We start from the raw sequence: 25,197 nt of genomic DNA, 5'->3' as shown, positions 1-25,197 counted from the left end.
CCACGCATGAAAACTCCCAAGGGCCTGCAGGACCTGATCGACGAAGGCGTGATCGACCAGGTGCTGCGGCCGCTGAAGAGCGGCAAGGAGGCCTCCGTCTACGTCGTGCGCTCGGGCGAGGACGTCCGCTGCGCCAAGGTCTACAAGGACATGGCGCAGCGCAGTTTCCAGCAGCGCGTGCAGTACCAGGAAGGTCGCAAGGTGCGCGGCAGCCGGCAGATGCGGGCGATGGGCAAGGCCACCAAGTTCGGCCGCAAGGAAGCCGAGGCGGCGTGGAAGAACGCCGAGGTCGACGCGCTGTACCAGCTCACCGCCGCCGGCGTGCGCGTGCCCAAACCCTACGGCTATTTCAGCGGCGTGCTGGTGATGGAGCTGGTCACCGATGCCGACGGCCATTCGGCGCCGCGGCTGGGCGAAGTGGAACTGTCGGCCGACACCGCGCGCGACTACCACCGTTTCCTGATGCAGCAGGTGGCGCGCATGCTGTGCGTGGGGCTGATCCACGGCGACCTGTCCGAATACAACGTGCTGGTCGGGCCAGCTGGCCCGGTGATCATCGACCTGCCGCAGGTGGTCAGCGCCGCCGGCAACAATGCGGCGCGCACCATGCTGCGCCGTGACGTCGGCAACATCACCATCAGCCTGGCGCGCTTCGCGCCGGAGCTGCTGGACACCCACTACGGCGAGGAGATGTGGGCGCTGTACGAACTGGGCGAATTGCACCCGGACAGCGAACTCAGCGGCCGCTTCGAGTTCGACGAAAGCATCGCCGACGTCGACAGCGTGATGCAGTCGATCATCGACGCGCGGGAAGAGGCGCTAATCCGCCAGCAGGGGCGCGAGGCGGCGGTGCAGGAAGGTTGAGCGATTCCAGGGCACGGATTGTTGGGGTTCGCTGCGCTCACCCCAACCTACAAGCTGCCCAGCCGCTTGTGCGTAGGAGCACGCTCGCGGGCGATGCTTTTTCGAATCCCGAATCCCGAGTCCCGAGTCCCGAGTCCCGAGTCCCGCCACAAGAGCATCGCCCGCGAGCGGGCTCCTACATGTGGCAGAGGAAATGGCTCAGTGCGCGCTGACGTCGACCAGCGCCACGTCGAATACCAGCGAGGCGTTCGGCGGGATGTCGGCGCCGGCGCCGCGGGCGCCGTAGCCGAGCGCGGCAGGGATCAGCAAGGTGCGCTTGCCGCCCACGCGCATGCCGGCCACGCCCTGATCCCAGCCGTCGATCACCCGGCCCGCGCCCAGCGTGAAGTTGAACGGTGCGCCGTGGTCGTACGAGCTGTCGAACTTGGCGCCGTGCTTGTCCTTCGCGTGCTCGTCGTACAGCCAGCCGGTGTAGTGCACCAGCACGTCCATGCCGGCCTTCGCCTCGGCGCCGGTACCGATTTTCTGGTCGATCACGGTGAGCTTGTCGACCTGTCCGCTGGCCTGTGCCGGCGGTGGGGTGCCGCAGGCGGCGAGGGCGAACACGGCGAGCAGGGGCAGCAACCAGCGCATGGGTGACTCCGAAGGATTGAAGAGGTCGGGCGGGATTATGCGGGAAAGCGCGGCGCGTCAGCCGGCCGTGCCGCGTCAGCCGACCAGTTCGGCCATACCCATGCGCCTGAGCGGTTCGACCGCGACCGCGCCGGTTTCGCTGATCAGCTGCAGTTGGCCGTCCTGCACCAGCGCCTGCAGGCGCATGCCACGCTGCAGCAGCGCGGCCAGTTCGGCGACGGTGGCGGCGGGGATGTCGAGCACGCTGAGGTTGCGGTGGCGGCCGAGCGCGTGGCCGAGCTTGTTCCACCAGAGCTCCGCGGCGTTGCCGCCGTAGCTGACCACCACGACCTGACGCGAGCGGCCGCAGGCCTTGCGGATGCGCGCCTCGTCGGGCTGGCCGAGCTCGATCCACAGTTCGATCTCGCCGCTATATGCCTTGCGCCACAGCGCCGGCTCGTCCTCATCGCTGAGGCCCTTGCCGAACTCCAGCCGTTCGTCCGCGTACAGCGCGAACGCGAGCAGGCGCACCATCAGGCGCTCCGCGGTCTCCGACGGGTGCCGCGCCAGGGTCAGCGCGTGGCCGGCGTAGTAGTGCCGGTCCATGTCGCTGACCTGCAGCTCGACCTTGTGGATGGTGGCGTTGAGTGCCATGGGGATCTCTCGGGACAACAGCCGCCCATTCTACGCGCAGGCGGCGGTCCAGGCCGTCGGGAATAACCATCGGCGGGCATTCCACGCTATCTTGCGTCGCAGCCATCCACCCCGGGGGAGAGCCATCCTGTGAGCGCACAGCCAATGTCCAGCGCGTCGCCGCGCGTCGAATTCACCCTGCGCGGGGTGGTCATCGGCATCGTGATCACCGTGGTGTTCACCGCGGCCAACGTGTTCTTCGGCCTCAAGGCCGGCCTCACCTTCGCCACCTCGATTCCGGCGGCGGTGATCTCGATGGCCATCCTGCGCTCGCTGAAGAACTCCACCATGCAGGAGAACAACATCGTGCAGACGGTGGCCTCGGCCGCCGGCACGCTGTCCTCGATCATCTTCGTGCTGCCCGGCCTGATCATCATCGGCTGGTGGAACGGCTTCCCGTTCTGGATGAGCTTCGGCATCTGCGCCACCGGCGGCATCCTCGGCGTGATGTACACCATCCCGTTGCGCCGCGCGCTGGTCACTGACTCGGACCTGCCGTACCCCGAAGGCGTGGCTTGCGCCGAGGTGCTCAAGGTGGGCGCCAGTTCGGAGGAGGCGGCCGAGTCGGTGGAGTCGGGTGGCGCGGGGCTGAAGGCAGTGGTCGCCGGCGCGATCGTCTCGGCGGCGTTCTACGTGATCGTACAGACCAGGCTGTTCGCCGCCGCGGTGTCCAGCTATTTCCGCGTGGGCGACAAGGGCGCCGCCACCGGGTTCGACTTCAGCCTGTCGTTCGCGCTGTTCGCGGTGGGCCACCTGGTCGGGCTGTGGGTCGGCGTGGCGATGCTGGTGGGCGCTTTGATCGGCTGGGGCTGGGCGGTGCCGCACTTCCTGCTGCTGCATCCCGCCGACGGCGCCGCCGATGCGGTGGCGCAGGCCGCCTGGAGCCATTACGTGCGTTTCGTCGGTGCCGGCACCATCGGCGTGGCGGCGATCTGGACGCTGGCCAAGCTGGTCAAGCCGGTGATCGGCGGGCTGGCCGGCGCGATGGCCGCTTCGCGCGTGCGCAAGGCGGGTCAGCTGGCCACGCTGCCGCGCACCGAGCACGACATGCCGATCGGCATGGTCGGCCTGATCACGCTGCTGTGCCTGATCCCGGTGGGGTGGCTGCTGGGCCATTTCAGCAACATCAGCGGGCTGGGCGAGCACACCACACTGCTGGTGGCCGGCGGCGTGGTGTTCGTGGTGATCCTGAGCTTCCTGGTCTCCGCCGTGTGCGGCTACATGGCCGGTCTGATCGGTTCGAGCAATAGCCCGCTGTCGGGCGTGGGCATCCTGGTGGTGATCATCGCCGCGCTGCTGCTGGTGCTGGGCGTGAAGTCGATGATGCCGGCGGAAGCGGGCAAGGCGCTGGTGGCCTTCGCGCTGTTCATCACCGCCATCGTGTTTGCGGTGGCCTCGATCGCCAACAACAACCTGCAGGATCTCAAGACCGGCCAGCTGGTGGACGCCACGCCCTCGCTGCAGCAGTGGGCGCTGGTGATCGGCGTGGTCGCCGGCGCGCTGGTGATCCCGCCGGTGCTGGACCTGCTCAACCAGGCCTACGGCTTCCTCGGCGCACCGGGCGCGGACCCGTCGCGCGCGCTGCCGGCGCCGCAGGCCGGGTTGATCTCGGCGCTGGCGCAGGGCGTGATCACCGGCAACATCGACTGGAGCCTGATCACCATCGGCGGTGCGATCGGCGTGGGCATCATCGTGCTGGACGAGGCGCTGGCGCGCACCGGCAAGTCGATGCGGCTGCCGCCGCTGGCAGTGGGCCTGGGCATCTATCTGCCCACTTCCACCACGCTGATGGTGGTGGTCGGCGCGCTGGTCGGCGCGTGGTTCGAGCAGCGTGCCGATCGCGGCCCGAAGGCGGAGGCCACCAAGCAGCTGGGCGTGCTGCTGGCTTCCGGCCTGATCGTGGGCGAGAGCCTGCTCGGCGTGATCGTGGCCGCGCTGGTGGCGTTTTCCGACAAGCTAGGCTTCGCCGATCGCAACGCGCCGCTGGCGCTGGTGGGCGACAACTTCCACGATGCCGCGATCTGGATTGGCGGCGTGGTGTTCGTGGCGGTGACCTGGGCGATGTACCGCTGGATCGGCCGGATGGGCCGGGCGGTGTAGGGCGCAACGGCGGGGCCGACACCGTGCGCGGAACACGCTGCTGCCGCACGGCGGAAGCGCGCTCCGCCAACCGGCTCCCGCCGGCCGCCACGTACAATGCCGCCATCGTTCGAGGTGGAAGGGATGACGTGACTGCTGGCGGATTCCTCGCGGCCACGCCGGATGCGGCGCTGGCCGCGCTGTTCGTGCCGTTCGAGGCTGGCGAGCTGCACTTGCCGGCCGACGGCCGCGTGCTGTTCCTGCGCGCCCGTGCCGGCGTGCGCCTGCGCGAGATGGTGCAGCCTGGCTGGCTGTGCGAGCAGAGTTTCCTGCCGTTCGCCGACGAGCTGGGCCGCCATGGCCTGCGCGTGGGCGAAGCGGCAGCTGATAAAAAATTTCCGTTGGTGCTGCTGTTGCCGCCGCGCCAGCGCGACGAGGCGCGCGCGCTGTTCGCCCGCGCGCTGCGGCTGCTGGCGCCGGGCGGCACCGTGCTGGCGGCAATGCCGAATGCGGAAGGCGCGAAGTCGGGCGAGGCGGACCTGGCGAAACTGGCCGGCGCCGTGCAGCACCTGTCCAAGCACAAGTGCCGGGTGTTCTGGGGTACGCCGCAGCCGGCCGACATCGATCACGACCTGCTGGCCGCATGGCTGGCGCTGGACGCGCCGCGCGACATCGCCGACGGCTATCTCAGTCGTCCCGGCCTGTTCGCCTGGGACCGCGTCGACCGCGCCTCGGCGCTGCTGGCGGAACACTTGCCGGCGGACTTGCATGGCCGCGTGGCCGATCTCGGCGCTGGCTACGGTTATCTTTCCGCGCAGGTGGTGGCGCGTTGCCCGCGGGTCGAGGCGATCGACCTGTACGAAGCCGAAGCGCGCGCGCTGGAACCGGCGCGGCTCAACCTGGCGCGGGCGCAGCGTGAATGCGGCCGCGACGTGGCGCTGGCGGTGCGCTGGCATGACGTGACCCGCGGCCTGGCGCAGCGTTACGACGCCATCGTCAGCAACCCGCCGTTCCACCAGGGGCGTGCCGACCTGCCCGAGCTGGGTCGCGCGTTCATCGTCAGCGCGGCCGAGGCGCTGCTGCCGGGCGGCCGCTTGCTGATCGTGGCGAACCGCCATTTGCCGTACGAGGCGGTGCTGGCCTCGCGTTTCCATGAGGTGCGCACGCTGGCCGTGCAGGAAGGATTCAAGGTGATCGAAGCAGTCGGGGTGCGCGGATGAAACTGGTCAAGCTGATTGCCAACCTGGGCTACGGCAGCCGCAAGGACGTGACCCAGTTGTTCCGCTCCGGCCGCATCACCGATGCCGATGGCGAGGTGCTGTACGCCGACGACGTGGTGCCGTACGGAACCATCCGCGTCGACGACGAACCGCTCGACCCGCCGCCCGGGCTCACCCTGATGATGCATAAGCCGCTCGGCGTCACCTGCTCGCGCAAGGACCCAGGCCGGGTGGTCTACGACCTGCTGCCGCCGCGCTACCGCGTGCGCACGCCGGCGCTGTCCACGGTGGGCCGACTCGACCGCGACACCTCGGGCCTGCTGCTGTTCACCGACGACGGTGCCTTGCTGCACCGGATCATTTCGCCGAAGGCGAACGTGACCAAGGTCTACGAGGCCACCCTGGCGCAGGACCTGCGCGGCGACGAGGGCGAGCTGTTCGCCAGCGGCACGCTGATGCTGGAAGAGGAAACCACCCCGCTCGCGCCTGCCGCGCTGGAGGTGCTGGGGTCGCGGCACGCCCGGCTCGGCGTCAGCGAAGGCCGCTACCATCAGGTGCGCCGCATGTTCGCCGCCGCCGGCAATCACGTCGAGACGCTGCAGCGGGTGTCGATCGGCGCCCTCACGCTGGGCGGGTTGGCACCGGGCGAATGGCGCGCGCTCGATGCCGCCGAGGTCGCACTGATTTTCGCGGCGTAGGGCAACGGCAACCTCTGTAGATACCGTCTCGTTCCGCGTTATGCAAGCGAGCATCCAGGTGATGCGTGCGCAGAGGCAACGAGGCGGTGTCTGGGGTAGTCAGGATCAAACAGCGAGTTGGTATGGATGACGCCCCAGACTAGGTGCAGGAGCTTCCGCATGGCGGCACACACGGTCACGATGGGGAGCTTCCCGCGTGCGAGCAACCGTTCGCAGAAGGCACGAACCACGGGGTTGTGGTTCTTGGCGCAGATGGCGGGAAAGTAGAGTTTGGCGCGCAAGCCGGGGGCACCGGTTTTGGAGATCCGGACCTGTCCCTTGAGCGTGCCCGACTCGCGCCGTGCCGGGTTGAGGCCGGCGAAGGCGACCAGCTTGCCCGGCGCGTCGAAGCGTCGCAGGTCGCCCAGTGCGGCGAGCAGGGAGGCCGACGTGGTCTTGGCGATGCCGGGGATGGACGTCATCAACGCCGCGTCGTAGCGCAGCTGGGGATCCTTGTCGATGTGATTGTTGATGCGCTGCTCCAGCGCCTTGATCTGCTTGCGCAGTTCCTTGAGCGACGCTTCCACCGAGTCGCGTACGGCGTCATTGGCGACGTCGAGTCGGTTCGCTTCCATCCGCTCCATGCCCTTGAGATCGTCCAGCCGTTCGACCAGCGCGCGCAAGGTGCGCTGGGCCGCTGTCGGCGGCATCCACGGCGCCATCGGATGGGTGCCGGCCTGCTGACTGGTGGCGAACTGCGCAATGAGCTTGGCGTCTGTGCGGTCGGTCTTGGTTCGCGTCAGCTGGCTCTTGCCGAAGTACTTTACTTGCGCCGGATTGGCCACGTAGACCGTCTTGCCTTGCTGTACCAGGAAGATGGCCAGTGCCTCGTGATAGATCCCCGTCGCTTCCATGCACACCGCCGCTTCCGGCGCGTGCTTGTCCAACCAGGTCATCAACTCCTGGAAGCCTTCTTCACGATTGGCCACCTTGGCGCGTGTCTGGAATTTGCCCGGCTTGGCCAGACCAACGGCCACATCAAACGTGGCCTTGGCCACATCCACTCCCACAACGTTTGTCATCGCCTTACCTCGCATGGTTTGTTCCGATCACCATGCTCATCCGGCTGATCCTTAGGTGTGCAGGCTCACGCCAGTGGCGGGCCGAGGGTACCGTTCAAACTTCTGGATGAGCGAAATCGGAACCGGGGTGTGCATCTACGTCACGGGCTCGAAGCCAAAGGAGCGCATCGGCATCACCCGGTTCCCCCGATGATCAGTCGGGAATGCTCGACCCTGACAGGTCGGACATCAAGACCTAAGGAGCGCACCCTGTGCGCGATGCTTTTCGTTACGTGACGAAGAGCATCGCGCGCACAGGGTGCGCTCCTACAATAGGTGCACCACGGTGGGAATCGTGTTGCCGAACCACTTGCGTCGTTCGTCGCGGCAGCTCGGGCTGCCCATCGCGAACTTGCGGCAGATGGTGGGGCGGTCTTCGTAGATGGTGCAGCGGAAGGTGTTCGGGTCGACCGCGGCGCACCAGCCGTCCTCGCCCTTGGCCAGGGTCGCCATGCCATGTTCGTCGTGGTCGATCAGCCAGGCGGGCACGCGGTCTTCCGGCATCAGCACCACGGTGAGGCGACAGCACACCGCTTCGCAGGTCGTGCATTGCACGGCGGGGTCGGTGCTTTCCGCGTGGGGATCGGGGAGATTGTTCACGCGTCAGCATGACAGCACCGGCATGAACACTTTGTTGTGGCGGCTGTTCAGCGCGGCTTGTCACGCCACAACGCCTGCCAGCCATCAGCCCCCAGGCGCTGCAGTGTCTCGATATTGCGGCGGTAGATGCTGTCGGTATCGCACATCCCCTCCATCGCACGCTCGACGCTGGATTCGCGCAGCAAATGCAGCGTGGGATACGGCGAGCGGTTGCTGAGGTTGCCGACGTCGTCCGGCGCGCTGTCGGCGAACTGGTAGTCGGGGTGGAAGCCCGCCACCTGCCATTCGCCTTCCAGTCCCAGCGTCTGCACGGCGGCGTCGGCCACGTCGAGGAAGTCGTTGTAGTCGAGGAAGTCGCCGAGCACGAACGGGTGGATCAGCAGGCCGGTCTCGCATTCGTCCGGCGCCAGTGCATTGAGCGACTGCAGCTCGCCGCAGAGGTCGTCGAGCAGCGTATCGGTGTCGCGTGCCTGGCTCACCCGCAGGCGCAGCTTGCCCTGCACGTGCGGCGCGCGGGCGAACGGGCACAGGTTCAGCCCGATCACCGCACGTTCCAGCCAGCGCGTGGTGGCGGCGAGGTAGGGCGCGTCCCCGGGCAGCGCGTCAGCGTTGAGGTCGTTGGCGGGCGTCGGGTCCATGCGGTTTTCGCGGGGAGAGGCAGTCGACTATAGCGGCTGGCTGGTGCACGGGCTTGTGCCCGCGCTGTCGGGGCCGTGCAGGCTTGCATCCGGTTTCGCGGGGGAGCACCCGGATGCGGGAACCGATTTCACAAACCTGATTTAATGGCGGTCCCCGGCACGGGGAACCCGCCGCGGTCGTGCCCCTGAACAGGATTCGCTCGTGGATGGTTCGACCCCAACGACCGCAGGTACCTCGCACGGCGCGAGCCGCGGGTATGCCGGGGTTGATGCTTGCGTGGTCACGTCCGGTGGCGTGCCGCCACGGGGGAAAGTTTGCGCCGAGGCGGGCGGTGGCAGGTATCCGGCCAAGCGCCCCGCGATCGCGCGGGAGATCCCCCGGAAGCCGGGCCAGGTTTATCTGATGGCGCCGGCGTGCTGGAGGTCCGGCGGTTCGTCGGGACGCCACCGCGCCGCCACCCCGCTCGTGGTGATGCCAGCACCTGCCCAGTGGGCCCGTTCACGGGCCGTGCCCGCCCGGCTGTCACCGCGTACGCGGCAGCCGCCAACCGAACGCTGGCTGTTGCCGCCCACCTGGCCGCTGGATGGTTGGCAGGTGACGGCAGCCGCCGGCTTGTGGCGACTCGTCGTCGCCCGGATCGTGCCGTGGGCACGCGCGCGCATCTCGACGTGGCCGGAATGGGCGGGTGCGCGCCGGCTGGTCGCCGCGAGCGCGATCGCCGGCGTTGCCCTGGTGTTGCTGCGCATCGGCACGCATCCGGCGACTGGATCAGGATCGGCCGCGGTCGTGGTTGGTGCACCGGCAACGCCGGCACCCACCCTGCGCGCCGCGCCCTTGCCGGTCAGGCCGGTGCCAATGCTGGCGGTTGCCGCGGCAGTCCCGGCAAACGCGGCGGCGGTTCCATCGGCAGTACGCTCCGCGCCGGTCGAGAGCGGCCGCACGCTGTTGTCCGAAGTCAGCACGATGGACCTGATGATGCCGATCGAGGAGCCCGACCTGGACATCACCTCGCGGGACAGCCTGTGGTCGCAGATCGGCCACAGCGCCGGCGTCGATCCACTGCTGCTGTACAGCATCGCCCTGGTGGAGTCGAAGGCGCTGTACCCGGACGGCAAGGTTGCGCCTACGCCGTGGCTGTTCCGCGTCAACGATCGCCTGGTGCGCGGTAAGCGCCATGACGTGCAGCTGGCGATGGCGGCGGCGAGCCAGTTCGGTTCGGCGGTGCAGGACGTCGGCATCATGCAGGTCTACTACCCGATGCATCGCGACGCGGTGCGCGATCCGCTGACCCTGCTGAACCCGCGCACCAACATCACGGTGGCAGCGAAAATCCTGCGCGACGGCATGCGCCAGACCCGCGACCGCGTGCTCGGCGTGGGCTACTACCACAGCCACACGCCGAGCCGCGCGCGGGATTACGGCAGCGCCGTGCTGACCGTCTACCAGCGGCTGCAGGCGATCCATCGCCCGGCGCGCCGCAGACAGGCGGTGGCGCGCTAGCCGCGCTGCGGCCTTGCATCGGGCCGACGGTGCCCGGATATAGGCTGCAGCTTCCGAGGCGACCGATGTTCGATCTTCGTTTCGACAATGCGTTCGTGCGCGAGCTGCCCGGCGATCCGGAGCAGGGCGCGCGGCTGCGCCAGGTCGACGGTGCGTTGTACTCGCGGGTCGACCCCATGCCGGTCGCCGCGCCGCGCCTGCTGGCGTATTCGGCGGAGATGGTGGCTATGCTGGGTTTCAGTGCAGCGGACCTCGCCGCGCCGGAGTTCGCGCAAGTGTTCGGCGGCAATGCGCTGCTCGACGGCATGCAGCCGTACGCGGCGAACTACGGTGGGCACCAGTTCGGCCACTGGGCCGGGCAGCTCGGCGACGGCCGCGCGATCTCGCTGGGCGAAGTCGTCAACGCCGCCGGCGAGCGCTGGGAACTGCAATTGAAGGGCGCCGGGTTGACGCCGTATTCGCGCGGCGCGGACGGCCGCGCGGTGCTGCGCTCTTCGGTGCGCGAGTTCCTGTGCAGCGAGGCGATGCACCACCTGGGCGTGCCGACCACGCGCGCGCTGAGCCTGGTCGGCACCGGCGAAACGGTGGTGCGCGACATGTTCTACGACGGCCACGCCGCGCCGGAACCGGGCGCTATCGTGTGCCGCGCGGCGCCCTCGTTCATCCGCTTCGGCAATTTCGAACTGCCCACCTCGCGCGGCGACATCGCCCTGCTGCGCCAGCTGGTCGAGTTCACCATCCGCCGCGATTTTCCGGAACTGGAAGGCAGCGGTGAGACGCTGTACGCGGCGTGGTTCCGGCAGGTGTGCGAGCGCACCGCCACGCTGCTGGCGCACTGGATGCGCGTGGGTTTCGTGCATGGGGTGATGAACACCGACAACATGTCGATCCTCGGCCTCACCATCGACTACGGCCCGTACGGCTGGGTCGACAACTACGACCCGGACTGGACCCCGAACACCACCGACGCGCAGCGCCGCCGCTATCGTTACGGACAGCAGCCGAACGTGGCGTGGTGGAACCTGAGCTGCCTGGCCGGCGCCCTGGCGCCGCTGTTCGACGGTGTCGAACTGCTGGAAGCCGGGTTGCAGCATTACGCTGCTACCTATGCCGCCGCCGACCGCGCCAACGTCGCCGCCAAGCTGGGCTTGGCCGAATGCCGCGACGAGGACGCGGCGCTGATGCAATCGCTGCAGGGAACGATGCAGCAGGCCGAGATCGACATGACGCTGTGGTTCCGCGCGCTGGCCGACGTCGACGTGCAGGCGCCCACGCTGGCGCCCTTCGGCGACGCGTTCTACGACGAAGCGAAGCGGCGTGCGGCCGAGCCCGCGCTTGCCGATTGGCTGGCCCGCTACGCGGCACGGCTGGCCGACGATCCGCTGCCGCCGGCGCAGCGCCGCGAACGCATGCGCCTGGCCAACCCGCGCTACGTGCTGCGCAACTACCTGGCGCAGCAGGCGATCGACCGCGCGGAGCAGGGCGACGCCAGCGGTGTCGCTGAGCTGCTCGACGTGCTGCGCCACCCGTACGACGACCAGCCCGGCCGTGAGGCGTACGCGCAAAAGCGCCCGGACTGGGCGCGGCACAAGGCTGGCTGCTCGATGCTGTCGTGCAGTTCCTGAGTCTTTGGGAACCTTGAAACCCCCAAACGTTCGTCATTCCAGCGAAAGCTGGAATCCAGCGCCTTGGCTATTCACATGCCTGGAGTCGCTGGATCCCAGCTTTACGCTGGGATGACGAGCTTGGAGCAGAGCCGACCCGCGGTCGAAAATTGGTGCCCTCGAGACGATTCGAACGTCCGACCTGTCCCTTAGGAGGGGACCGCTCTATCCAACTGAGCTACGAGGGCGGTGGCGGGATTTTCGCATGGATCGCGCGGTTCTGCTGCTCCCCCTTGCTCGCAGGGGAGGCTGATAGGGGTTGCGCAGGCTCGCCGAAAACCCGGATCAAGAGCGACCCCACCCCAACCCTCCCCTGCAAGCAGTGGAGGGAGCAAGGCGGCCGGCCTGCTAGAATGGGCAATTGCAGGTTTCACCCACGGCGCCCGCGAGCGCCGCACGTCCAGGAGACGTCCATGTCCCATGCAATCCTCAGCGCGCTCGGCCTCCACGGCGAGCAGTCCGGCAGCTACCTTGGCCAGGGCGAGTGGTCGAAGACCACCGACGCCGGCACGCTGCAGCCGGTGAACCCGGCCACCGGCGAGGTGATTGGCAGCGTGCATGCCTCCAGCGCCGCCGACTACGAGGTGATCGTCAAGCGCGCGCAGGAAGCGTTCAAGTTATGGCGCGCCACGCCGGCGCCGCGCCGCGGCGAGGCGGTGCGGCTGTGCGGCGAGGCGCTGCGCAAGCACAAGGATGCGCTGGGTTCGCTGGTGGCGCTGGAGATGGGCAAGATCAAGCCCGAGGGCGACGGCGAAGTGCAGGAGATGATCGACATCGCCGACTTCGCGTTGGGCCAGAGCCGCATGATGTACGGCGCCACCATGCACTCGGAGCGCCCCGGCCACCGCATGTACGACCAGTACCATTCGCTGGGCCTGGTCGGCATCATCAGCGCGTTCAACTTCCCGGTCGCGGTGTGGGCGTGGAACGCCATGCTGGCCGCCATCGCCGGCGACATCTGCATCTGGAAGCCGTCGCCGAAGACGCCACTTTCCGCCATCGCCGCCATTCGCATCTGCAACGACGCGCTGAAGGCCGGTGGTTTCCCCGACCTGTTCTTCCTGTTCAACGACGCCGGCAGCGACCTCGCGCAGGCCTTCGTGGACGACAAGCGCATTGCGCTGATCAGCTTCACCGGCTCCACCAGGGTCGGCCGCATGGTCGGCGAGCGCGTAGCCCGGCGCATGGGCCGCTCGTTGCTGGAGCTGGGCGGCAACAACGCGATCATCCTGGACGAGACGGCCGACCTGAAGCTGGCCATCCCGGGCATCGTGTTCGGCGCGGTCGGTACCGCTGGCCAGCGCTGCACCACCACGCGCCGGTTGTTCGTGCACGAGTCGATCTTCGATGGCGTGCTCGATACCCTGGTCAAGGCCTACCGGCAGGTCGAGGGCAAGATCGGCGATCCCACCCTGGCCACCACGCTGATGGGTCCGCTGAACAGCGCCGAGGCGGTGCAGGGCTATCTCACCGCGATCGAGAAGGCAAAGGCCGCGGGCGGCGCGGTGCGCACCGGCGGCAAGGCGCTCACCGACCGCAAGGGCAACTTCGTGCTGCCCACCATCATCACCGGGCTGCAGAACTCGGACGAGGTGGTGCAGGCCGAGACGTTCGCGCCGATCCTCTACGTGATGCCGTTCAAGACCATCGACGAGGCGATCGAGATGCAGAACGACGTGCCGCAAGGCTTGTCCTCGTCGATCTTCACCAACAACCTGCGCGCCACCGAGCAGTTCCTCTCCGCAGCCGGTTCCGATTGCGGCATCGCCAACGTCAACATCGGCACCTCCGGCGCCGAGATCGGCGGCGCGTTCGGCGGCGAGAAGGAGACCGGCGGCGGCCGCGAATCCGGCTCGGATGCCTGGAAGGTGTACATGCGCCGGCAGACCAATACCATCAACTACTCGGACGCGCTGCCGCTGGCGCAGGGCATCAAGTTCGACCTGTGAGGGCATGCGTCGACCGCGGGCGGTTCGCCGCCCGCAGCCGACGACAGTACACGACGGCGCCGATCCACCTCTTGCCTGAGCGAGCGACCCGATGAGCTATCAACCGTCCTACCGTCCGGGCGCCAGCACCAGTTCGCTGGCGGTGGTGAGCCTGGTCTTCGGCATCCTCGCCTGGTGCGTGCTGCCGTTCATCGGCGCGATCGTGGCGATCATCTGCGGCCACCTGGCGCGCGGCGAGATCCGCCGCAGCCCGCTCGATGCCCGCATCGAGGGCGACGGCATGGCGGTGGCCGGGCTGGTGCTCGGCTATGTGCAGCTGCTGCTGTGCGTGCTGGCGGCGTTCGTGCTGATTGCCGCCTTGATCTTCGGCTTCACCTTCGCGAACTGGCATTGATGCCGCACATGCCGTTCGCCTGCTCCGGGTGTCGCGTCGTCGCCGCTGGCGGCTGCGCCGGGAGCGGTGCGGCGCGCTTCGATCACCCCATCCGCGCGTTCGCGGGCCAACCGGGCTGACCCATGTACGACATGCTGCGCCCGCTGCTGTTCAGGTTCGACGCCGAGACCGCGCACCGCGCCACCCTGTATGCGCTGGGCGTGGCCCAGCGCAGCGGCTTCGCCCATCGGTTGGTCAAGCCGCCCGGCGATCTGCCGACGCGGGCCTTCGGCATCGCCTTTCCGAACCCGGTCGGGCTGGCCGCCGGCCTGGACAAGAACGCCGAGTACCTCGATGCGCTCGATGCGCTCGGCTTCGGCTTCATCGAGGTAGGCACGGTGACGCCGCGGCCGCAGGCGGGCAACGAGCGGCCGCGCCTGTTCCGCCTGCCGCGGCACGAGGCGATCATCAACCGCATGGGCTTCAACAACGCCGGCGTCGACGCGCTGGTGCGCAACGTGCAAGGTTCCGCCTACCACGGTGTGCTCGGCATCAACATCGGCAAGAACAAGGACACGCCGAACGAGAAGGCGGTCAGTGACTACCTGCTGTGTCTTACCCGCGTGTACGAACTGGCCAGCTACGTCACGGTGAACATTTCCTCGCCGAACACCCAGGGCCTGCGCGACCTGCAGCAGGAAGCCACGTTGCGCCGCTTCATCTCGGTGCTGCGCGAGGCGCAGGAGCGGCTGGGTTCGCAGCACGGCCGGCGCAAGCCGATGCTGCTGAAGATCGCACCGGACCTGTCCGAGGCGGAACTCGACTCGATCGCCGAGGTGCTGCTGCGCACCGGCATCGACGGCGTGATCTGCACCAACACCACGATCGACCACGCGGCGGTGGCCGACGACCCGCGTGGCAGCGAAACCGGCGGGTTGTCCGGCAAGCCGCTGTTCGAGCGCTCCACCGCGGTGCTTTCCGGCATGCACGCGCGGCTGCAGGGGCGCATCCCGCTGATCGGCGTGGGCGGCATCCTCGACGGCAGCGACGCCGCCGAGAAGATGGAGCTGGGCGCCTCACTGGTGCAGCTGTATTCGGGCCTGATCTACCGCGGTCCGCCGCTGGTCGCCGAATGCGTCGACGAGATCCGCCGCCAGCGCGAGAACGCCGATGCCGCCTGAACGAGTGGACATGGGCGGCTACACGCTCGTCGAGAACGCTCCGCTGGCGAAGCGCAACACCTTGCGCGTCGATGCGCGGGCGACGCTGCTGGCGGAAATTCGCGACGCGGCGAAACTGCCCGAACTGCTGGACTTCCCCGCCGTGCGCCACAGCCGCCTGCTGGTGCTGGGCGAGGGCAGCAACATGCTGTTCACCAGCGATTTCGACGGCACCGTGCTGGCGATGGCCACGCGCGGTGTGCAGGTGGAAGAGGGCGGCGACAGCGCACGCATCGCGGTGGCCGCCGGCGAGCGCTGGGACGACTTCGTGCGCTGGACGCTGGGTCAGGGCTACGCCGGCCTGGAAAACCTGATCCTGATCCCAGGCACGGTCGGCGCCGCGCCGATCCAGAACATTGGCGCCTACGGTTGCGAAGTGGCCGAGTTCGTCGAAAGTGTGGAAGCGTGGGACACCCGCGAGCGCCGCGTGGTAACGCTGGACCACGCCACCTGCGCCTTTGCCTATCGCGACTCGCTGTTCAAGCACCAGCTCGGCCGCTACGTGGTCACCGCCGTGCGCTTCGTGCTGCCGCGCAGCCGTCCGCTGCGCACCGATTACGCCGGCATCGACGAGGAACTGGCGCGGATGGGCGTGGACAAGCCCGCACCGTTCCACGTTGCCGAGGCGGTGGTGCGCCTGCGCATGCGCAAGCTGCCCGACCCGGCAGTGATCGGCAACGCCGGAAGCTTCTTCAAGAACCCGATCGTCGACGCCGCACTGGCCGAGGCGCTGCAGCGCGAGCACCCCGCGCTGGCCGCCTGGCCGCAGCCGGACGGCCGCTGCAAGATTTCCGCGGCGTGGCTGATCGAGACGACCGGCTTCAAGGGCATCCGCGAAGGCGATGCCGGCATCTCCAACCGGCATGCGCTGGTGCTGGTCAACCACGGCCATGCCACCGGCCCGCAGTTGTGGACGCTGGCGCAGCAGGTGATGCACGGCGTGCGCGACAGGTTCGGCGTGCAGCTGGAGCCGGAGCCGGTGGTAATCGGCACGCGCTGAATTTTTGTGGGGCGCACTCCGTGCGCGATGCTCTTGCTCCTGTCGCGTTCCAGGCGGCGAGCTTTCGTCGGCCTGCGACAGCCGAATTACTTTCTCTTGCGCGTCCCCTGTAGGAGCACACTCTGTGCGCGATGCTCTTGCTTCACTCAGAGCTGAGGGTTTCAAAGGCAAGAGCTTTCGTCTGCCTGCGGCAGCCGAGTTACTTCTCTTTTGCTTGTCCAAAAGAGAAGTAACCAAGAGAAAACGACACCCCGCTTGGCGCTTGTTGGGCATCCTGCCCAACAAGTCCGTGAGTCGGGGCCGGGCTTTTCGAGCGGGCATCGTGCCCGCGCGAAAAGGCGTTGCCATCCTTGGCAACGCCCGCTGCGCGGCCTGTCGTCCCCGCCTCACCGCCGCGCAAGGGACCCCGGGTAGAGCAGCGGGCCATCGTGGCCCGCACTCGGTGATGAAGCTGAAAAGCCAAAGCCACGGCAAAGCGTCGCTTTGCTCTGGCTCTTCTGAAGAGTGTGCGCTGGGAGCGCGCTGCTCTACCCGGGGCCCCTATGGCGCGGCGGGTGGGCGAAGGAAAGCCCGCAGGGTGGCCGGCAGGGATGCCGGCCAGTTTGTCGTCAGGGCAGGCGACGGCATGGATGCCGGAGTGGAGGCAACGCAGGAGCGGTTGCCCGATGCCCTGTCGACAAACCCCGTAGCCCACCCGCGCACCCGCAGGGCAGGATGCCCGGAGGGCGCGCCATCGGGGTGGCCTCTCTTTTGGTTACTTTTCTCTGGCCACCCAGAGAAAAGTGACTCGCCCTCCGAAGGAGGACGAAAGCTCTTGCTTTAAAGCGGCAAAAAGCGAAGCTACGCAGCCCGAACCCGCTTCTCGATATCCGGCAAAAACACCGTGATCAACCCCATCAACGGCAGGTAAGCGCACAGCTGGTAGACGTATTCGATGCCATGCGTGTCGGCCAGCCCGCCAAGCACGGCGGCGCCGATGCCGCCCATGCCGAAGGCGAAGCCGAAGAACAGGCCCGAGATCATGCCGACGCGGCCGGGGATCAGTTCCTGCGCGTAGACCAGGATCGCCGAGAATGCCGAGGCCAGCACCAGGCCGATGACCACCGTCAGCACCCCGGTCCACAGCAGGTTCACGTGGGGCAATAGCAGGGTGAACGGGGCCACGCCGAGGATGGATACCCAGATCACCCACTTGCGTCCGATCCGGTCACCGACCGGGCCGCCGATGAGCGAGCCGGCGGCCACCGCGAACAGGAACACGAACAGGTGTACCTGCGCGCTCTGCACCGACACGCCGAACTTGTGGATCAGGTAGAAGGTGTAATAACTGCTGAGGCTGGCCAGGTAGAAATACTTGGAGAAGATCAGCAGCCCGAGCACCGCCAGTGCGCCGACGATCCGGTTGCGCGACAGCGCGAGGATCTCGAAACGTCCCGCCGTGGCCTTGCGGCGCACCGCATGGTGCCGGCTGTACCAGCGCCCCACCTGCAGCAGCACCACGATCGCCAGCAGCGCCGCCAACGAGAACCACGCCACGCTGCCGCGCCCGTGCGGCACGATGATCCACGCGGCCAGCAGCGGCCCCAGCGACGAGCCGGTGTTGCCGCCGACCTGGAACAGCGACTGCGCCAGGCCGTGCCGCCCGCCCGAGGCCATCCGCGCCACGCGCGAGGATTCGGGGTGGAACACCGACGAGCCGGTGCCGACCAGCGCCGCGGCAAGCAGCAGCACCGGAAAGTTCGGCGCCGTCGCCAGCAGCAACAGGCCGCACAGGGTGAAGCCCATGCCCACCGGCAGCGAGTACGGCATCGGCTGGCGGTCGGTAACCATGCCCACCAGCGGCTGCAGCAGCGAGGCGGTGAGCTGGAAGGTCAGTGTGATCAGGCCGACCTGGGCGAAGCTGAGCTGGAAGTCGTTCTTCAGGATCGGGTAGATCGCCACGATCAACGACTGGATCATGTCGTTGAGCATGTGCGCGAAGCTGATCCCGCCGAGCACCGCGAACTGGGTGCGCTCCGCGGCCGGTACGGCAGCCGTCGGTGGCGCGGGGGCGGCAGGGGATAGCGGAATGGTCTCGGCGCGGGTCTGCATGAGGCGTGGGTTTGGCGGTGGGGCGGCACGGCCGCGAAGGCCGGTGCGGCGGCCACCATAGGGCAAACCGCCGCCGGCCCGCATGTGCCGCCAGTTCGGTCAGTGCGGGTGTCATTCTGCGGCAAGGAAAATGCCGCAGGCTGAGCGCGGCCTGACCCGCAGGCCCCGCGCTCGGCCGGCCCCGCTCGTGGCGGGCTACCATGGGGTGCTGCATCCCCTTGCCGAACCCGGTGTATCGAATGACCAGCCGCCTGATTCGCGAAACTTTGCCAACCGACGTCGCCGCCAACGATGCCGCGGCATCGGTGCCCGGCCCGGACCTCGGCGACGGCCGCCTGTACATCCACCGCGAGCTGTCGCAGCTCAAGTTCAACATCCGCGTGCTGGACCAGGCGCTGGACGAGCGCACGCCGCTGCTGGAACGGCTGAAGTTCCTGCTGATCTTCTCCGCGAACATGGACGAGTTCTTCGAGATCCGCGTGGCCGGGCTGAAAGGGCAGATCGCACTGGACCACGAGATGATCGGGCCGGACGGCATCCCGCCCAAACGCGCGCTGGCCGAGATCAGCGAGATCGCACACCGGCAGATCGCGCGGCAGTACGCGATCCTCAACGAGCGCATCCTGCCGGAACTGGCCACGCACGGTATCCGCATCGTGCGGCGCACGCAGTGGACGCACAAGCAGAAGCTGTGGGTGCGCCGCTATTTCCGCGAGGAGGTGGCGCCGCTGGTCACCCCGATCGGGCTGGACCCGACCCATCCGTTCCCGCTGCTGGTCAACAAAAGCCTCAACTTCATCGTGCGGCTGGATGGCGTGGACGCGTTTGGCCGCGATTCCGGCCTGGCCATCGTGCCGGCGCCGCGGGTGTTGCCGCGGCTGATCCGTCTGCCGCTGGAAATCTGCGAGGGCGGCGGCGACAACTACGTGCTGCTGTCCTCGATCATCCACGCCCATGCGGAGGAACTGTTCCCCGGCATGGCCGTGCTCGGCTGCTACCAGTTCCGGCTGACCCGCAACGCCGACCTCACGCTGGACCCGGAGGACGTCGAGGACCTGGCGCTGGCATTGCGCGGCGAGCTGTACTCGCGCCGCTTCGGCGACGCGGTGCGGCTGGAGGTGGCCGACAACTGCCCGAAGGAGCTGACCGACTACTTGCTCAAGCAGTTTGGCCTCAACGAGTCGGAACTGTACGAGGTGAACGGTCCGGTGAACCTGGCGCGGCTGTTCCGCATCGCCAATAACGTCAGCTACCCGAAGCTGCAATACCCGCCGTTCACGCCGGCGCTGCCGAAGGTGCTGCAGCACGCCGAGGACCTGTTCGAGGTGATCGGCAGGCAGGACGTGCTGCTGCTGCATCCGTACGAGTCGTTCGCGCCGGTGGTCGACCTGCTGCGCCAGGCTTCGGCGGACCCGAAGGTGCTGGCGATCAAGCAGACGCTGTACCGCACCAACGCGAACTCCGAGATCGTCGACGCGCTGGTCGACGCCGCCCGCGCCGGCAAGGAAGTGACCGCGGTGGTCGAGCTGCGCGCGCGCTTCGACGAGGAATCCAACCTCTCGCTCGCCTCGCGCCTGCAGCAGGCCGGCGCCATGGTGATCTACGGCGTGGTAGGCATCAAGACGCACGCCAAGCTGATGCTGGTCCAGCGCCGCGAGGGCAGCGAGCTGGTGCGCTACGCCCACCTCGGTACCGGCAACTACCATACCGGCAACGCCCGCGTGTACACCGACTACAGTCTGCTCACCTCCGACGAGGCGCTGTGCGAGGACGTGCACAAGCTGTTCAGCCAGCTCACCGGCATGGGCAAGGTGCTGCACATGAAGAAGCTGCTGCATGCGCCGTTCACGCTGAAGAAAACCCTGCTGGAACTGATCGCGCGCGAGAGCGCGCACGCAGCAGCGGGCAAGCCGGCGCAGATTCTCATCAAGGTCAATGCGCTGACCGAGCCGAAGGTCATCCGTGCGCTGTACAAGGCCAGCATCGCTGGCGTGCAGGTGGATCTGATCGTGCGCGGCATCTGCTGCCTGCGTCCCGGTGTGGCAGGCGTCTCCGAAAACATCCGGGTGCGTTCGATCATCGGTCGCTTCCTCGAACACAGCCGCGCCTACTGGTTCGCCAACGACGGCGAGCCGCAGCTATACCTGTCCAGCGCCGACCTGATGGAACGCAATCTCGACCGCCGCGTCGAGACCGCCTTCCCGGTCGATGGCAAGAAGCTGCAGCACCGGGTGCGGCAGGCACTGGAGCTGTACCTCACCGACAACGCCAGCGCCTCGCTGCTGCAGCCCGACGGTGAGTACCTGCGCCTCTCGCCTGCTGCCGGCGAACCCGTCCGCAACGTGCAGGCCGAGCTGATGGAGAAGCTGTGCGGGGCGGGGGCCAGCGGCACGCACTGAAGCCCGCATCTCGAAGGGCGGGCACCACCCGCCCTACGATGCTGGCGGAACGTGGAGCTTTTCGCCTGGAGCGCGGAGCTTTTTTGCTCGGGGCGTCGAGCTCTTTTGCCCGGGGCGTGAATCTTTCTACTTGGAGCGTCGAGCTTTTTGCCCGGAGCGCAAGGCTCGGGGCTTGGCGCCTGGTGTGCCGGGGACGGTCAGCCGGGGAAACCCCCGGCAGGCCTGCTGGCTGCTGTAGCGGTCGTCCTCTTCGCGGGCGCGGCCCAGCGCCACCAGTATGTCGAGCAATGCGGCAGGCGTTTCTTTCACGGGGCGCGGGCGGTGAAGCGGCTGGCCGGTGCATCGACCTCGAGCGTGATCGGGCTGGCGGCGAGGGCGTCGGCCACGGCGGACGCGCAACAAAAAAGCCTCCGGAGACCGGAGGCTCTTCGTGCATGGAATGGTGGAGCGGATGGGGATCGAACCCACGACCTTCGCATTGCGAACGCGACGCTCTCCCAGCTGAGCTACCGCCCCACGGCAAGCGGCGAATGTTAGCAGCGTGACGGGGCTTCGCCAAGACCCCGCGTGCGGATTCAGCCGGGGAGCAGCGCGGGCAGGCGCTCGTGCAGCACCTCGCGGCGCCAGCCTTCGAGGAACTCGGGCCACTCGGTGGTGACCACGTACTCCTCCAGCACCTTGCGCGGGCACAGCAGGCCGGGCGGCAGGTCGAGTTCGCCGGCGAGGTGGTCGACCAGCGTCTTCATTGCGGCCAGCGCCTTCTTCGCCTCACCCTGGGGGTGGCCGGGAATGCGCGCGGTGGCGGCGATTTCCTCGTCGCTGACGGTGGCGGCGAGCAGCTCGAACAGCTCGCCGCGCTGGGCCGAGCGCAGCGCACGCTGACCACGGCTGCGCTGTTCGAGATCGCCGAGGCTGCGCGGCGGCTGCTGGGCGAGGTTGAGCGCCAGGGCGTCGTCGAGCAGCCATGGGCGCGGCACGTCGAGGCGGCGGGCGCTGCGGTCGCGCCACAGCAGCAGGCGGCGCAGCAGGGCTTGCTGTGCTGGCGGCCAGTCGGCGGCGCCGCGCAGCGCGCGCTGTGGCTGCGGGTCGCCTTCGCGATGGCTGGCGCGCAGCTTCAGGCGCGCGCAGTCCTCGGCATGCCAGGCGCTGCGGTCACGTCGCTGCAGGCGTTCGGCCAGTTGTTCGTGGAGGGTCTTCAGGTACACCACATCCAGCGCGGCATAGTTGCGCTGCGAGTCGGTGAGCGGACGCTGCAGCCAGTCCGAACGGGTCTCGCCCTTGTCCAGCTCCACCCCGGCCAGTTCGGCGACCAGCGCGCGATAGCTGATGCCCAGACCCATGCCGGCGAAGGCGGCGGCGATCTGCGTGTCGAACAGCTGGCCCGGCCCCTCCGGCAGCAGCGGCGCGAGGGTTTCCAGATCCTCGCCGGCGCTGTGCATGATGGTGACCGCCGCGCCGCTGCCGAGCCGCGGCTGCAGCGCTGCGCCGATGTCGAAGGCGAGCGGGTCGACCAGCGCGTAACGGCCGTTCCAGCCCAGCTGCAGCAGCGCCAGTTGCGGATAGAACGTGTTGCGACGCATGAACTCGGTGTCCAGGCCGACAGCGGCGCCGGCGGGTACTGCGGCCAGCCACGCCTGCAAGGCGTCGGGGTGGGCGATCCAGTCGGCGGCAGCGGTTTCGGGTGGCGACATCGGTACTCCTTGGACGGGTTCGGGCGCGGATTGCCCTGACGGCGGTTTCTGCCTATGGTGGACAGCGCACGATAACAGGCCGCACCAAGGACGCCCATCCATGCCGAACAACGCAACCCTGCGCCGACAGCGCGCGCTCGGCGGGGCGCTCGGGGTGATCGTGCTGGGGTTCGCGCTGCTGTACCACTTCTTTCCGCGGCTGTTCCACGTCAACCCCGAACAGGCACCGCGCCGCTCGATGTCGCTGGGGGCCGTCACGCCGGGCAGCGGCCCGCAGCCGGAACGGCTGTCGGCGATCAGCGAACTGAATGCCGGGCCGCCGCTGACGCTGGCGCCGGCGGCGGTGATCGCCGCGCGCGGCAGCCGCAACGCGAACCTGCCCGAGCAGATGGGCGTGGACCCGCCCGAGGTGCGCGCGCTGCTGGAGCAGGCCGCCCGGGCGCTGCATGCCGGCCGGCTGGTCGGCGCCGCCGACAGCGCCGCCGCGTTGTTCCAGCAGGCGCTGAAGGACAAGCCGGACAGCCGCCGCGCAGCGCAGGGCATGTTCGACGTGCGCGCGCGGCTGGTGGCGGAGATCGACCAGGACATCGCGGTGGGCGACGCCGACGCGGCGCAGGACCTGCTCGACGCCCTGCGCACGCTGCCGAACGCCGAGAAGGAAGTGGCGCAACTGGAGGCGAGCCTGAAAGTGCTGGAGCAGGTGCGGCCGATGCTGGCCGATGCCGCCGGCCTGCTGCGGCAGGGCAACGCCGACCGGCCCGCGGGGGGCAATGCGCTGGAAATGTACCGCGAGGTGCAGAAGCTCGACCCGGAGAACGCGGTGGCCGAGCAGGGCATCTTCCAGGTGCAGCGGGCGGTGCTCGACCGCGCGCTGGCGGCGGTAGCGCAGAACGATTTCGCCGGGGCCGACCGCGAGCTGGCCGCGGCGCAGGCGATTCGCCCCGGCTCGCAGCAGATGATCGACGTGCACAGGCGCGTGGACGACATGCGCGAGCAGCGCGCCAACGGCATGCTGGCGCAGGCGCATTCGGCCCTGGATGCCGGCAATCTCGAACTGGCGACGAAGCTGGCGGTGCAGGTGCGCGCGATCGCCCCGCACCTGGCGGCGCTGGCGGCGTTCGACGAGCAGCTGACCAACGCGCGCCTGTACGCCAGCTACAAGCCTGGCCAGGTATTCACCGACCGCTACGTCGACCTGCCGGGCAAGACGCCGGCGATGGTGGTGATCCCCACCGGCAGCTTCCGCATGGGCGCCTCCGCCGACGACGACCACGGCGGCGCCGCACAGCCGCAGCATACGGTCACCATCGCCAAGGGCTTCGCGATGGCGCGCAGTGCGGTGACTGTGGCGCAGTTCCGCGAGTTCGTGCGCGCCAGCAACTACGTGCCCGACTCGGTCAAGCTGGGCGGCGCCAGCGTGTACGACGAGCGCAGCGGTGCCCTGCGCGATGACAGCTCGGCCACCTGGCAGGACGACTACGCCGGCCGCAAGGCCGACGACAACCTGCCGGTGGTGAACGTCTCCTGGAACGACGCCAAGGCGTATGCCGACTGGCTCAGCCAGCGCACCGGCAGAACCTATCGGCTGCCCAGCGAGGCCGAATTCGAGTACGCCCTGCGCGGCGGCACCAGCAGCCGCTACTGGTGGGGCGACGACGCGCCGAAGCACGTGGTGGAGAACCTGACCGGTTCCGGGGACCGCTCGCGCAGCAGCCGCCGCTGGAGCCATGCTTTTCGCAACTACCGTGACGGCTACTGGGGCCCGGCGCCGGTGATGAGCTTCGCCGCCAACCCGTTCGGCCTGTACGACATCAACGGCAACGTCTCGGAGTGGGCGCTGGACTGTTGGCACGACAACTACATCCGCGCACCAGACGACGGCAGTGCCTGGGTCAACCCCGGCTGCCGCTCCCACGTGGTGCGCGGCGGCTCATGGGGCAGCTCGCCGGAGCAGGTGGACTCGGCCTACCGCCAGGGCGCCGACGTCGAACTGCGCAGCGGTCGCGTGGGGTTCCGCGTGGTGCGCGAGCTGTAAGAGCCTGTTCGAGGTCTCCAAGCATGAAAAACCCCGCGCGGGGCGGGGTTCTTCGATACCTGGTACCGGTGAGAGGACTCGAACCTCCACTGTGTCACCACAAGCGGATTTTGAGTCCGCCGCGTCTACCATTCCGCCACACCGGCATGTGCGAGCGGGCAATTATGCCGGGTTCAGTGCACGCGGTCGAGGCCCAGCTGGCGCACGTTGCGGCCGTACCAGCGGTCCTCCGGCAGCGGCTGGAACACCGAGCAGCGGGTCATCGGGCCGGAGTAGACGTGCAGGCTGACGGTGACCGCGCTGTCGCTGGGGTTGCGGATGCTGTGGTATTCGTGCGGCGGGATCAGGCTGCCGGCCGAGCCGGCGCCGGCCTGGATCGAGCCGACCGGCTGGAAGCAGTAGCGCTGCGCATCGTGCTCGATCAGCTCGTACTGCACGATCTCCAGCGCGCCGTTCCACACGCCCTCGACGCACCACATGCCGTCGTGGTCGTGGATCGGCGTGCCCTGGCCCGGGCCCCAGGTCATCGCTACCACGCAGTAGCCGTGTTCCTCGCTGCAGTACAGCTCGCGGCGGGCGTAGTGGTCGGCGTTCGCCTCGAACACGCACTCGGGCAGGGTGACCGCGTTGTCACGGATCAGCTTGCACAGGCTGTGGCGCAGGCTGTCGGTGAGCTCGTGGGTGGTCGGCTTGATCACGGCGGCGTCGATGGCGTCGATCAGGAGGCGGCTACCGGGGAAATCCAGGGTGAGCATGGCGGTCTCGGTCCG

At 68.4% G+C, this 25,197-nt stretch carries 20 protein-coding genes and 3 tRNA genes; 12 read left to right on the top strand and 11 right to left on the bottom strand.

The annotated features are described in order from the left end of the window. The first annotated feature begins 6 nt into the window (after positions 1 to 6). The gene (locus tag LRK53_RS12865; protein ID WP_027493077.1) at positions 7 to 864 is read left to right on the top strand and encodes a PA4780 family RIO1-like protein kinase; all 858 of its coding nucleotides are present in this window, start codon (positions 7 to 9) and stop codon (positions 862 to 864) included. Between the two features lie 198 nt (positions 865 to 1,062). On the opposite strand, the gene LRK53_RS12860 is transcribed toward LRK53_RS12865, so the two are convergent. Next, entirely contained in the window at positions 1,063 to 1,497 is a 435-nt protein-coding gene (locus LRK53_RS12860) for an FKBP-type peptidyl-prolyl cis-trans isomerase (RefSeq protein ID WP_027493076.1), read from the bottom strand. 75 nt (positions 1,498 to 1,572) lie between these two features. Then, positions 1,573 to 2,130: a YaeQ family protein gene (locus tag LRK53_RS12855; protein WP_027493075.1), complete on the bottom strand. Its 558-nt coding sequence runs from the start codon at positions 2,128 to 2,130 to the stop codon at positions 1,573 to 1,575. Positions 2,131 to 2,274: 144 nt separating this feature from the next. Here LRK53_RS12855 and LRK53_RS12850 point away from each other — a divergent pair, with 144 nt between their 5' ends. From LRK53_RS12850 to LRK53_RS12840, 3 genes are all read left to right on the top strand, one after another. Beyond that, complete coding sequence (locus LRK53_RS12850; protein ID WP_235642663.1) at positions 2,275 to 4,269, top strand: OPT family oligopeptide transporter; 1,995 nt, start codon at positions 2,275 to 2,277, stop codon at positions 4,267 to 4,269. Positions 4,270 to 4,397: 128 nt separating this feature from the next. Then, entirely contained in the window at positions 4,398 to 5,468 is a 1,071-nt protein-coding gene (locus tag LRK53_RS12845; RefSeq protein ID WP_027493074.1) for a class I SAM-dependent methyltransferase, read from the top strand. Continuing rightward, a complete protein-coding gene (locus LRK53_RS12840) occupies positions 5,465 to 6,166 on the top strand; it encodes a pseudouridine synthase (protein ID WP_027493073.1) in 702 nt (233 codons plus the stop codon). Before LRK53_RS12845 ends, LRK53_RS12840 begins: the two co-directional genes overlap by 4 nt. A 38-nt stretch (positions 6,167 to 6,204) precedes the next feature. Here the strand turns inward: LRK53_RS12840 and LRK53_RS12835 are convergent, their stop codons facing one another. The 3 genes from LRK53_RS12835 to LRK53_RS12825 form a co-directional block, all read right to left on the bottom strand. Next, on the bottom strand, positions 6,205 to 7,227 hold the full coding sequence (locus tag LRK53_RS12835; protein ID WP_081666535.1) for an IS110 family RNA-guided transposase: 1,023 nt from the start codon (positions 7,225 to 7,227) through the stop codon (positions 6,205 to 6,207). Between the two features lie 306 nt (positions 7,228 to 7,533). Further along, positions 7,534 to 7,866, bottom strand: coding sequence for a YkgJ family cysteine cluster protein (locus LRK53_RS12830; protein ID WP_027491578.1), 333 nt, complete (start codon positions 7,864 to 7,866; stop codon positions 7,534 to 7,536). Between the two features lie 47 nt (positions 7,867 to 7,913). Then, on the bottom strand, positions 7,914 to 8,504 hold the full coding sequence (locus LRK53_RS12825) for a DUF1415 domain-containing protein (protein WP_027491577.1): 591 nt from the start codon (positions 8,502 to 8,504) through the stop codon (positions 7,914 to 7,916). 562 nt (positions 8,505 to 9,066) lie between these two features. Between LRK53_RS12825 and LRK53_RS12820 the strand changes: the two genes are divergently transcribed. Together LRK53_RS12820 and LRK53_RS12815 are read left to right on the top strand one after the other, a co-directional pair. Then, complete coding sequence (locus tag LRK53_RS12820; protein ID WP_235642252.1) at positions 9,067 to 10,005, top strand: lysozyme family protein; 939 nt, start codon at positions 9,067 to 9,069, stop codon at positions 10,003 to 10,005. 65 nt (positions 10,006 to 10,070) lie between these two features. After that, on the top strand, positions 10,071 to 11,630 hold the full coding sequence (locus tag LRK53_RS12815) for a protein adenylyltransferase SelO (protein ID WP_027493905.1): 1,560 nt from the start codon (positions 10,071 to 10,073) through the stop codon (positions 11,628 to 11,630). 150 nt (positions 11,631 to 11,780) lie between these two features. Here the strand turns inward: LRK53_RS12815 and LRK53_RS12810 are convergent. Next, positions 11,781 to 11,857: transfer RNA gene (locus LRK53_RS12810), tRNA-Arg, on the bottom strand. Positions 11,858 to 12,082: 225 nt separating this feature from the next. Here LRK53_RS12810 and amaB point away from each other — a divergent pair. The 4 genes from amaB (at position 12,083) to murB (ending at position 16,211) form a co-directional block, all read left to right on the top strand. Further along, positions 12,083 to 13,618 (top strand): L-piperidine-6-carboxylate dehydrogenase, encoded by a 1,536-nt coding sequence (amaB, locus tag LRK53_RS12805; protein ID WP_027493904.1) that lies wholly within the window; start codon positions 12,083 to 12,085, stop codon positions 13,616 to 13,618. A gap of 91 nt (positions 13,619 to 13,709) precedes the next feature. After that, a complete protein-coding gene (locus LRK53_RS12800) occupies positions 13,710 to 14,012 on the top strand; it encodes a DUF4190 domain-containing protein (RefSeq protein ID WP_027493903.1) in 303 nt (100 codons plus the stop codon). A gap of 122 nt (positions 14,013 to 14,134) precedes the next feature. After that, complete coding sequence (locus LRK53_RS12795; RefSeq protein WP_027493902.1) at positions 14,135 to 15,172, top strand: quinone-dependent dihydroorotate dehydrogenase; 1,038 nt, start codon at positions 14,135 to 14,137, stop codon at positions 15,170 to 15,172. A gap of 10 nt (positions 15,173 to 15,182) precedes the next feature. Next, positions 15,183 to 16,211, top strand: a complete 1,029-nt coding sequence (murB, locus tag LRK53_RS12790) for a UDP-N-acetylmuramate dehydrogenase (protein WP_027493901.1) — start codon at positions 15,183 to 15,185, stop codon at positions 16,209 to 16,211. 840 nt (positions 16,212 to 17,051) lie between these two features. Here murB and LRK53_RS12785 read toward each other — a convergent pair. Further along, positions 17,052 to 18,302 carry an MFS transporter gene (locus LRK53_RS12785; protein WP_343230344.1) on the bottom strand — a complete coding sequence of 417 codons (1,251 nt, stop codon included), beginning with the start codon at positions 18,300 to 18,302 and terminating at the stop codon, positions 17,052 to 17,054. A gap of 239 nt (positions 18,303 to 18,541) precedes the next feature. Between LRK53_RS12785 and ppk1 the strand changes: the two genes are divergently transcribed. Continuing rightward, positions 18,542 to 20,701 (top strand): polyphosphate kinase 1, encoded by a 2,160-nt coding sequence (ppk1, locus tag LRK53_RS12780; RefSeq protein WP_027493899.1) that lies wholly within the window; start codon positions 18,542 to 18,544, stop codon positions 20,699 to 20,701. Between the two features lie 440 nt (positions 20,702 to 21,141). Here ppk1 and LRK53_RS12775 read toward each other — a convergent pair. Both LRK53_RS12775 and rnd read right to left on the bottom strand, forming a co-directional pair. Then, positions 21,142 to 21,217, bottom strand: a tRNA-Ala gene (locus tag LRK53_RS12775). 59 nt (positions 21,218 to 21,276) lie between these two features. After that, on the bottom strand, positions 21,277 to 22,392 hold the full coding sequence (gene rnd, locus LRK53_RS12770) for a ribonuclease D (protein WP_027493898.1): 1,116 nt from the start codon (positions 22,390 to 22,392) through the stop codon (positions 21,277 to 21,279). A gap of 100 nt (positions 22,393 to 22,492) precedes the next feature. On the opposite strand from rnd, the gene LRK53_RS12765 reads away from it, so the two are divergent. Further along, positions 22,493 to 24,427 (top strand): formylglycine-generating enzyme family protein, encoded by a 1,935-nt coding sequence (locus LRK53_RS12765; RefSeq protein WP_027493897.1) that lies wholly within the window; start codon positions 22,493 to 22,495, stop codon positions 24,425 to 24,427. A gap of 60 nt (positions 24,428 to 24,487) precedes the next feature. On the opposite strand, the gene LRK53_RS12760 is transcribed toward LRK53_RS12765, so the two are convergent. Beyond that, positions 24,488 to 24,573, bottom strand: a tRNA-Leu gene (locus LRK53_RS12760). A gap of 27 nt (positions 24,574 to 24,600) precedes the next feature. Further along, entirely contained in the window at positions 24,601 to 25,182 is a 582-nt protein-coding gene (locus tag LRK53_RS12755; RefSeq protein WP_027493896.1) for a cysteine dioxygenase family protein, read from the bottom strand. Positions 25,183 to 25,197: the final 15 nt, after the last annotated feature.

Source organism: Rhodanobacter thiooxydans, assembly GCF_021545845.1.
GTDB lineage: Bacteria > Pseudomonadota > Gammaproteobacteria > Xanthomonadales > Rhodanobacteraceae > Rhodanobacter.
Note: the sequence above shows the minus strand (reverse complement) of the source record. Positions and strands in the feature narration are given on the sequence as shown.

Coding starts and splice junctions, on each gene's coding strand:
- LRK53_RS12835 (WP_081666535.1), bottom strand. CDS start 7,227: ATGACAAACGTTGTGGGAGTGGATGTGGCCAAGGCCACGTTTGATGTG.
- murB (WP_027493901.1), top strand. CDS start 15,183: ATGGGCGGCTACACGCTCGTCGAGAACGCTCCGCTGGCGAAGCGCAAC.
- amaB (WP_027493904.1), top strand. CDS start 12,083: ATGTCCCATGCAATCCTCAGCGCGCTCGGCCTCCACGGCGAGCAGTCC.
- LRK53_RS12840 (WP_027493073.1), top strand. CDS start 5,465: ATGAAACTGGTCAAGCTGATTGCCAACCTGGGCTACGGCAGCCGCAAG.
- LRK53_RS12755 (WP_027493896.1), bottom strand. CDS start 25,182: ATGCTCACCCTGGATTTCCCCGGTAGCCGCCTCCTGATCGACGCCATC.
- LRK53_RS12850 (WP_235642663.1), top strand. CDS start 2,275: ATGTCCAGCGCGTCGCCGCGCGTCGAATTCACCCTGCGCGGGGTGGTC.
- LRK53_RS12765 (WP_027493897.1), top strand. CDS start 22,493: ATGCCGAACAACGCAACCCTGCGCCGACAGCGCGCGCTCGGCGGGGCG.
- LRK53_RS12825 (WP_027491577.1), bottom strand. CDS start 8,504: ATGGACCCGACGCCCGCCAACGACCTCAACGCTGACGCGCTGCCCGGG.
- LRK53_RS12800 (WP_027493903.1), top strand. CDS start 13,710: ATGAGCTATCAACCGTCCTACCGTCCGGGCGCCAGCACCAGTTCGCTG.
- LRK53_RS12815 (WP_027493905.1), top strand. CDS start 10,071: ATGTTCGATCTTCGTTTCGACAATGCGTTCGTGCGCGAGCTGCCCGGC.
- LRK53_RS12795 (WP_027493902.1), top strand. CDS start 14,135: ATGTACGACATGCTGCGCCCGCTGCTGTTCAGGTTCGACGCCGAGACC.
- ppk1 (WP_027493899.1), top strand. CDS start 18,542: ATGACCAGCCGCCTGATTCGCGAAACTTTGCCAACCGACGTCGCCGCC.
- LRK53_RS12865 (WP_027493077.1), top strand. CDS start 7: ATGAAAACTCCCAAGGGCCTGCAGGACCTGATCGACGAAGGCGTGATC.
- rnd (WP_027493898.1), bottom strand. CDS start 22,392: ATGTCGCCACCCGAAACCGCTGCCGCCGACTGGATCGCCCACCCCGAC.
- LRK53_RS12860 (WP_027493076.1), bottom strand. CDS start 1,497: ATGCGCTGGTTGCTGCCCCTGCTCGCCGTGTTCGCCCTCGCCGCCTGC.
- LRK53_RS12785 (WP_343230344.1), bottom strand. CDS start 18,302: ATGCAGACCCGCGCCGAGACCATTCCGCTATCCCCTGCCGCCCCCGCG.
- LRK53_RS12855 (WP_027493075.1), bottom strand. CDS start 2,130: ATGGCACTCAACGCCACCATCCACAAGGTCGAGCTGCAGGTCAGCGAC.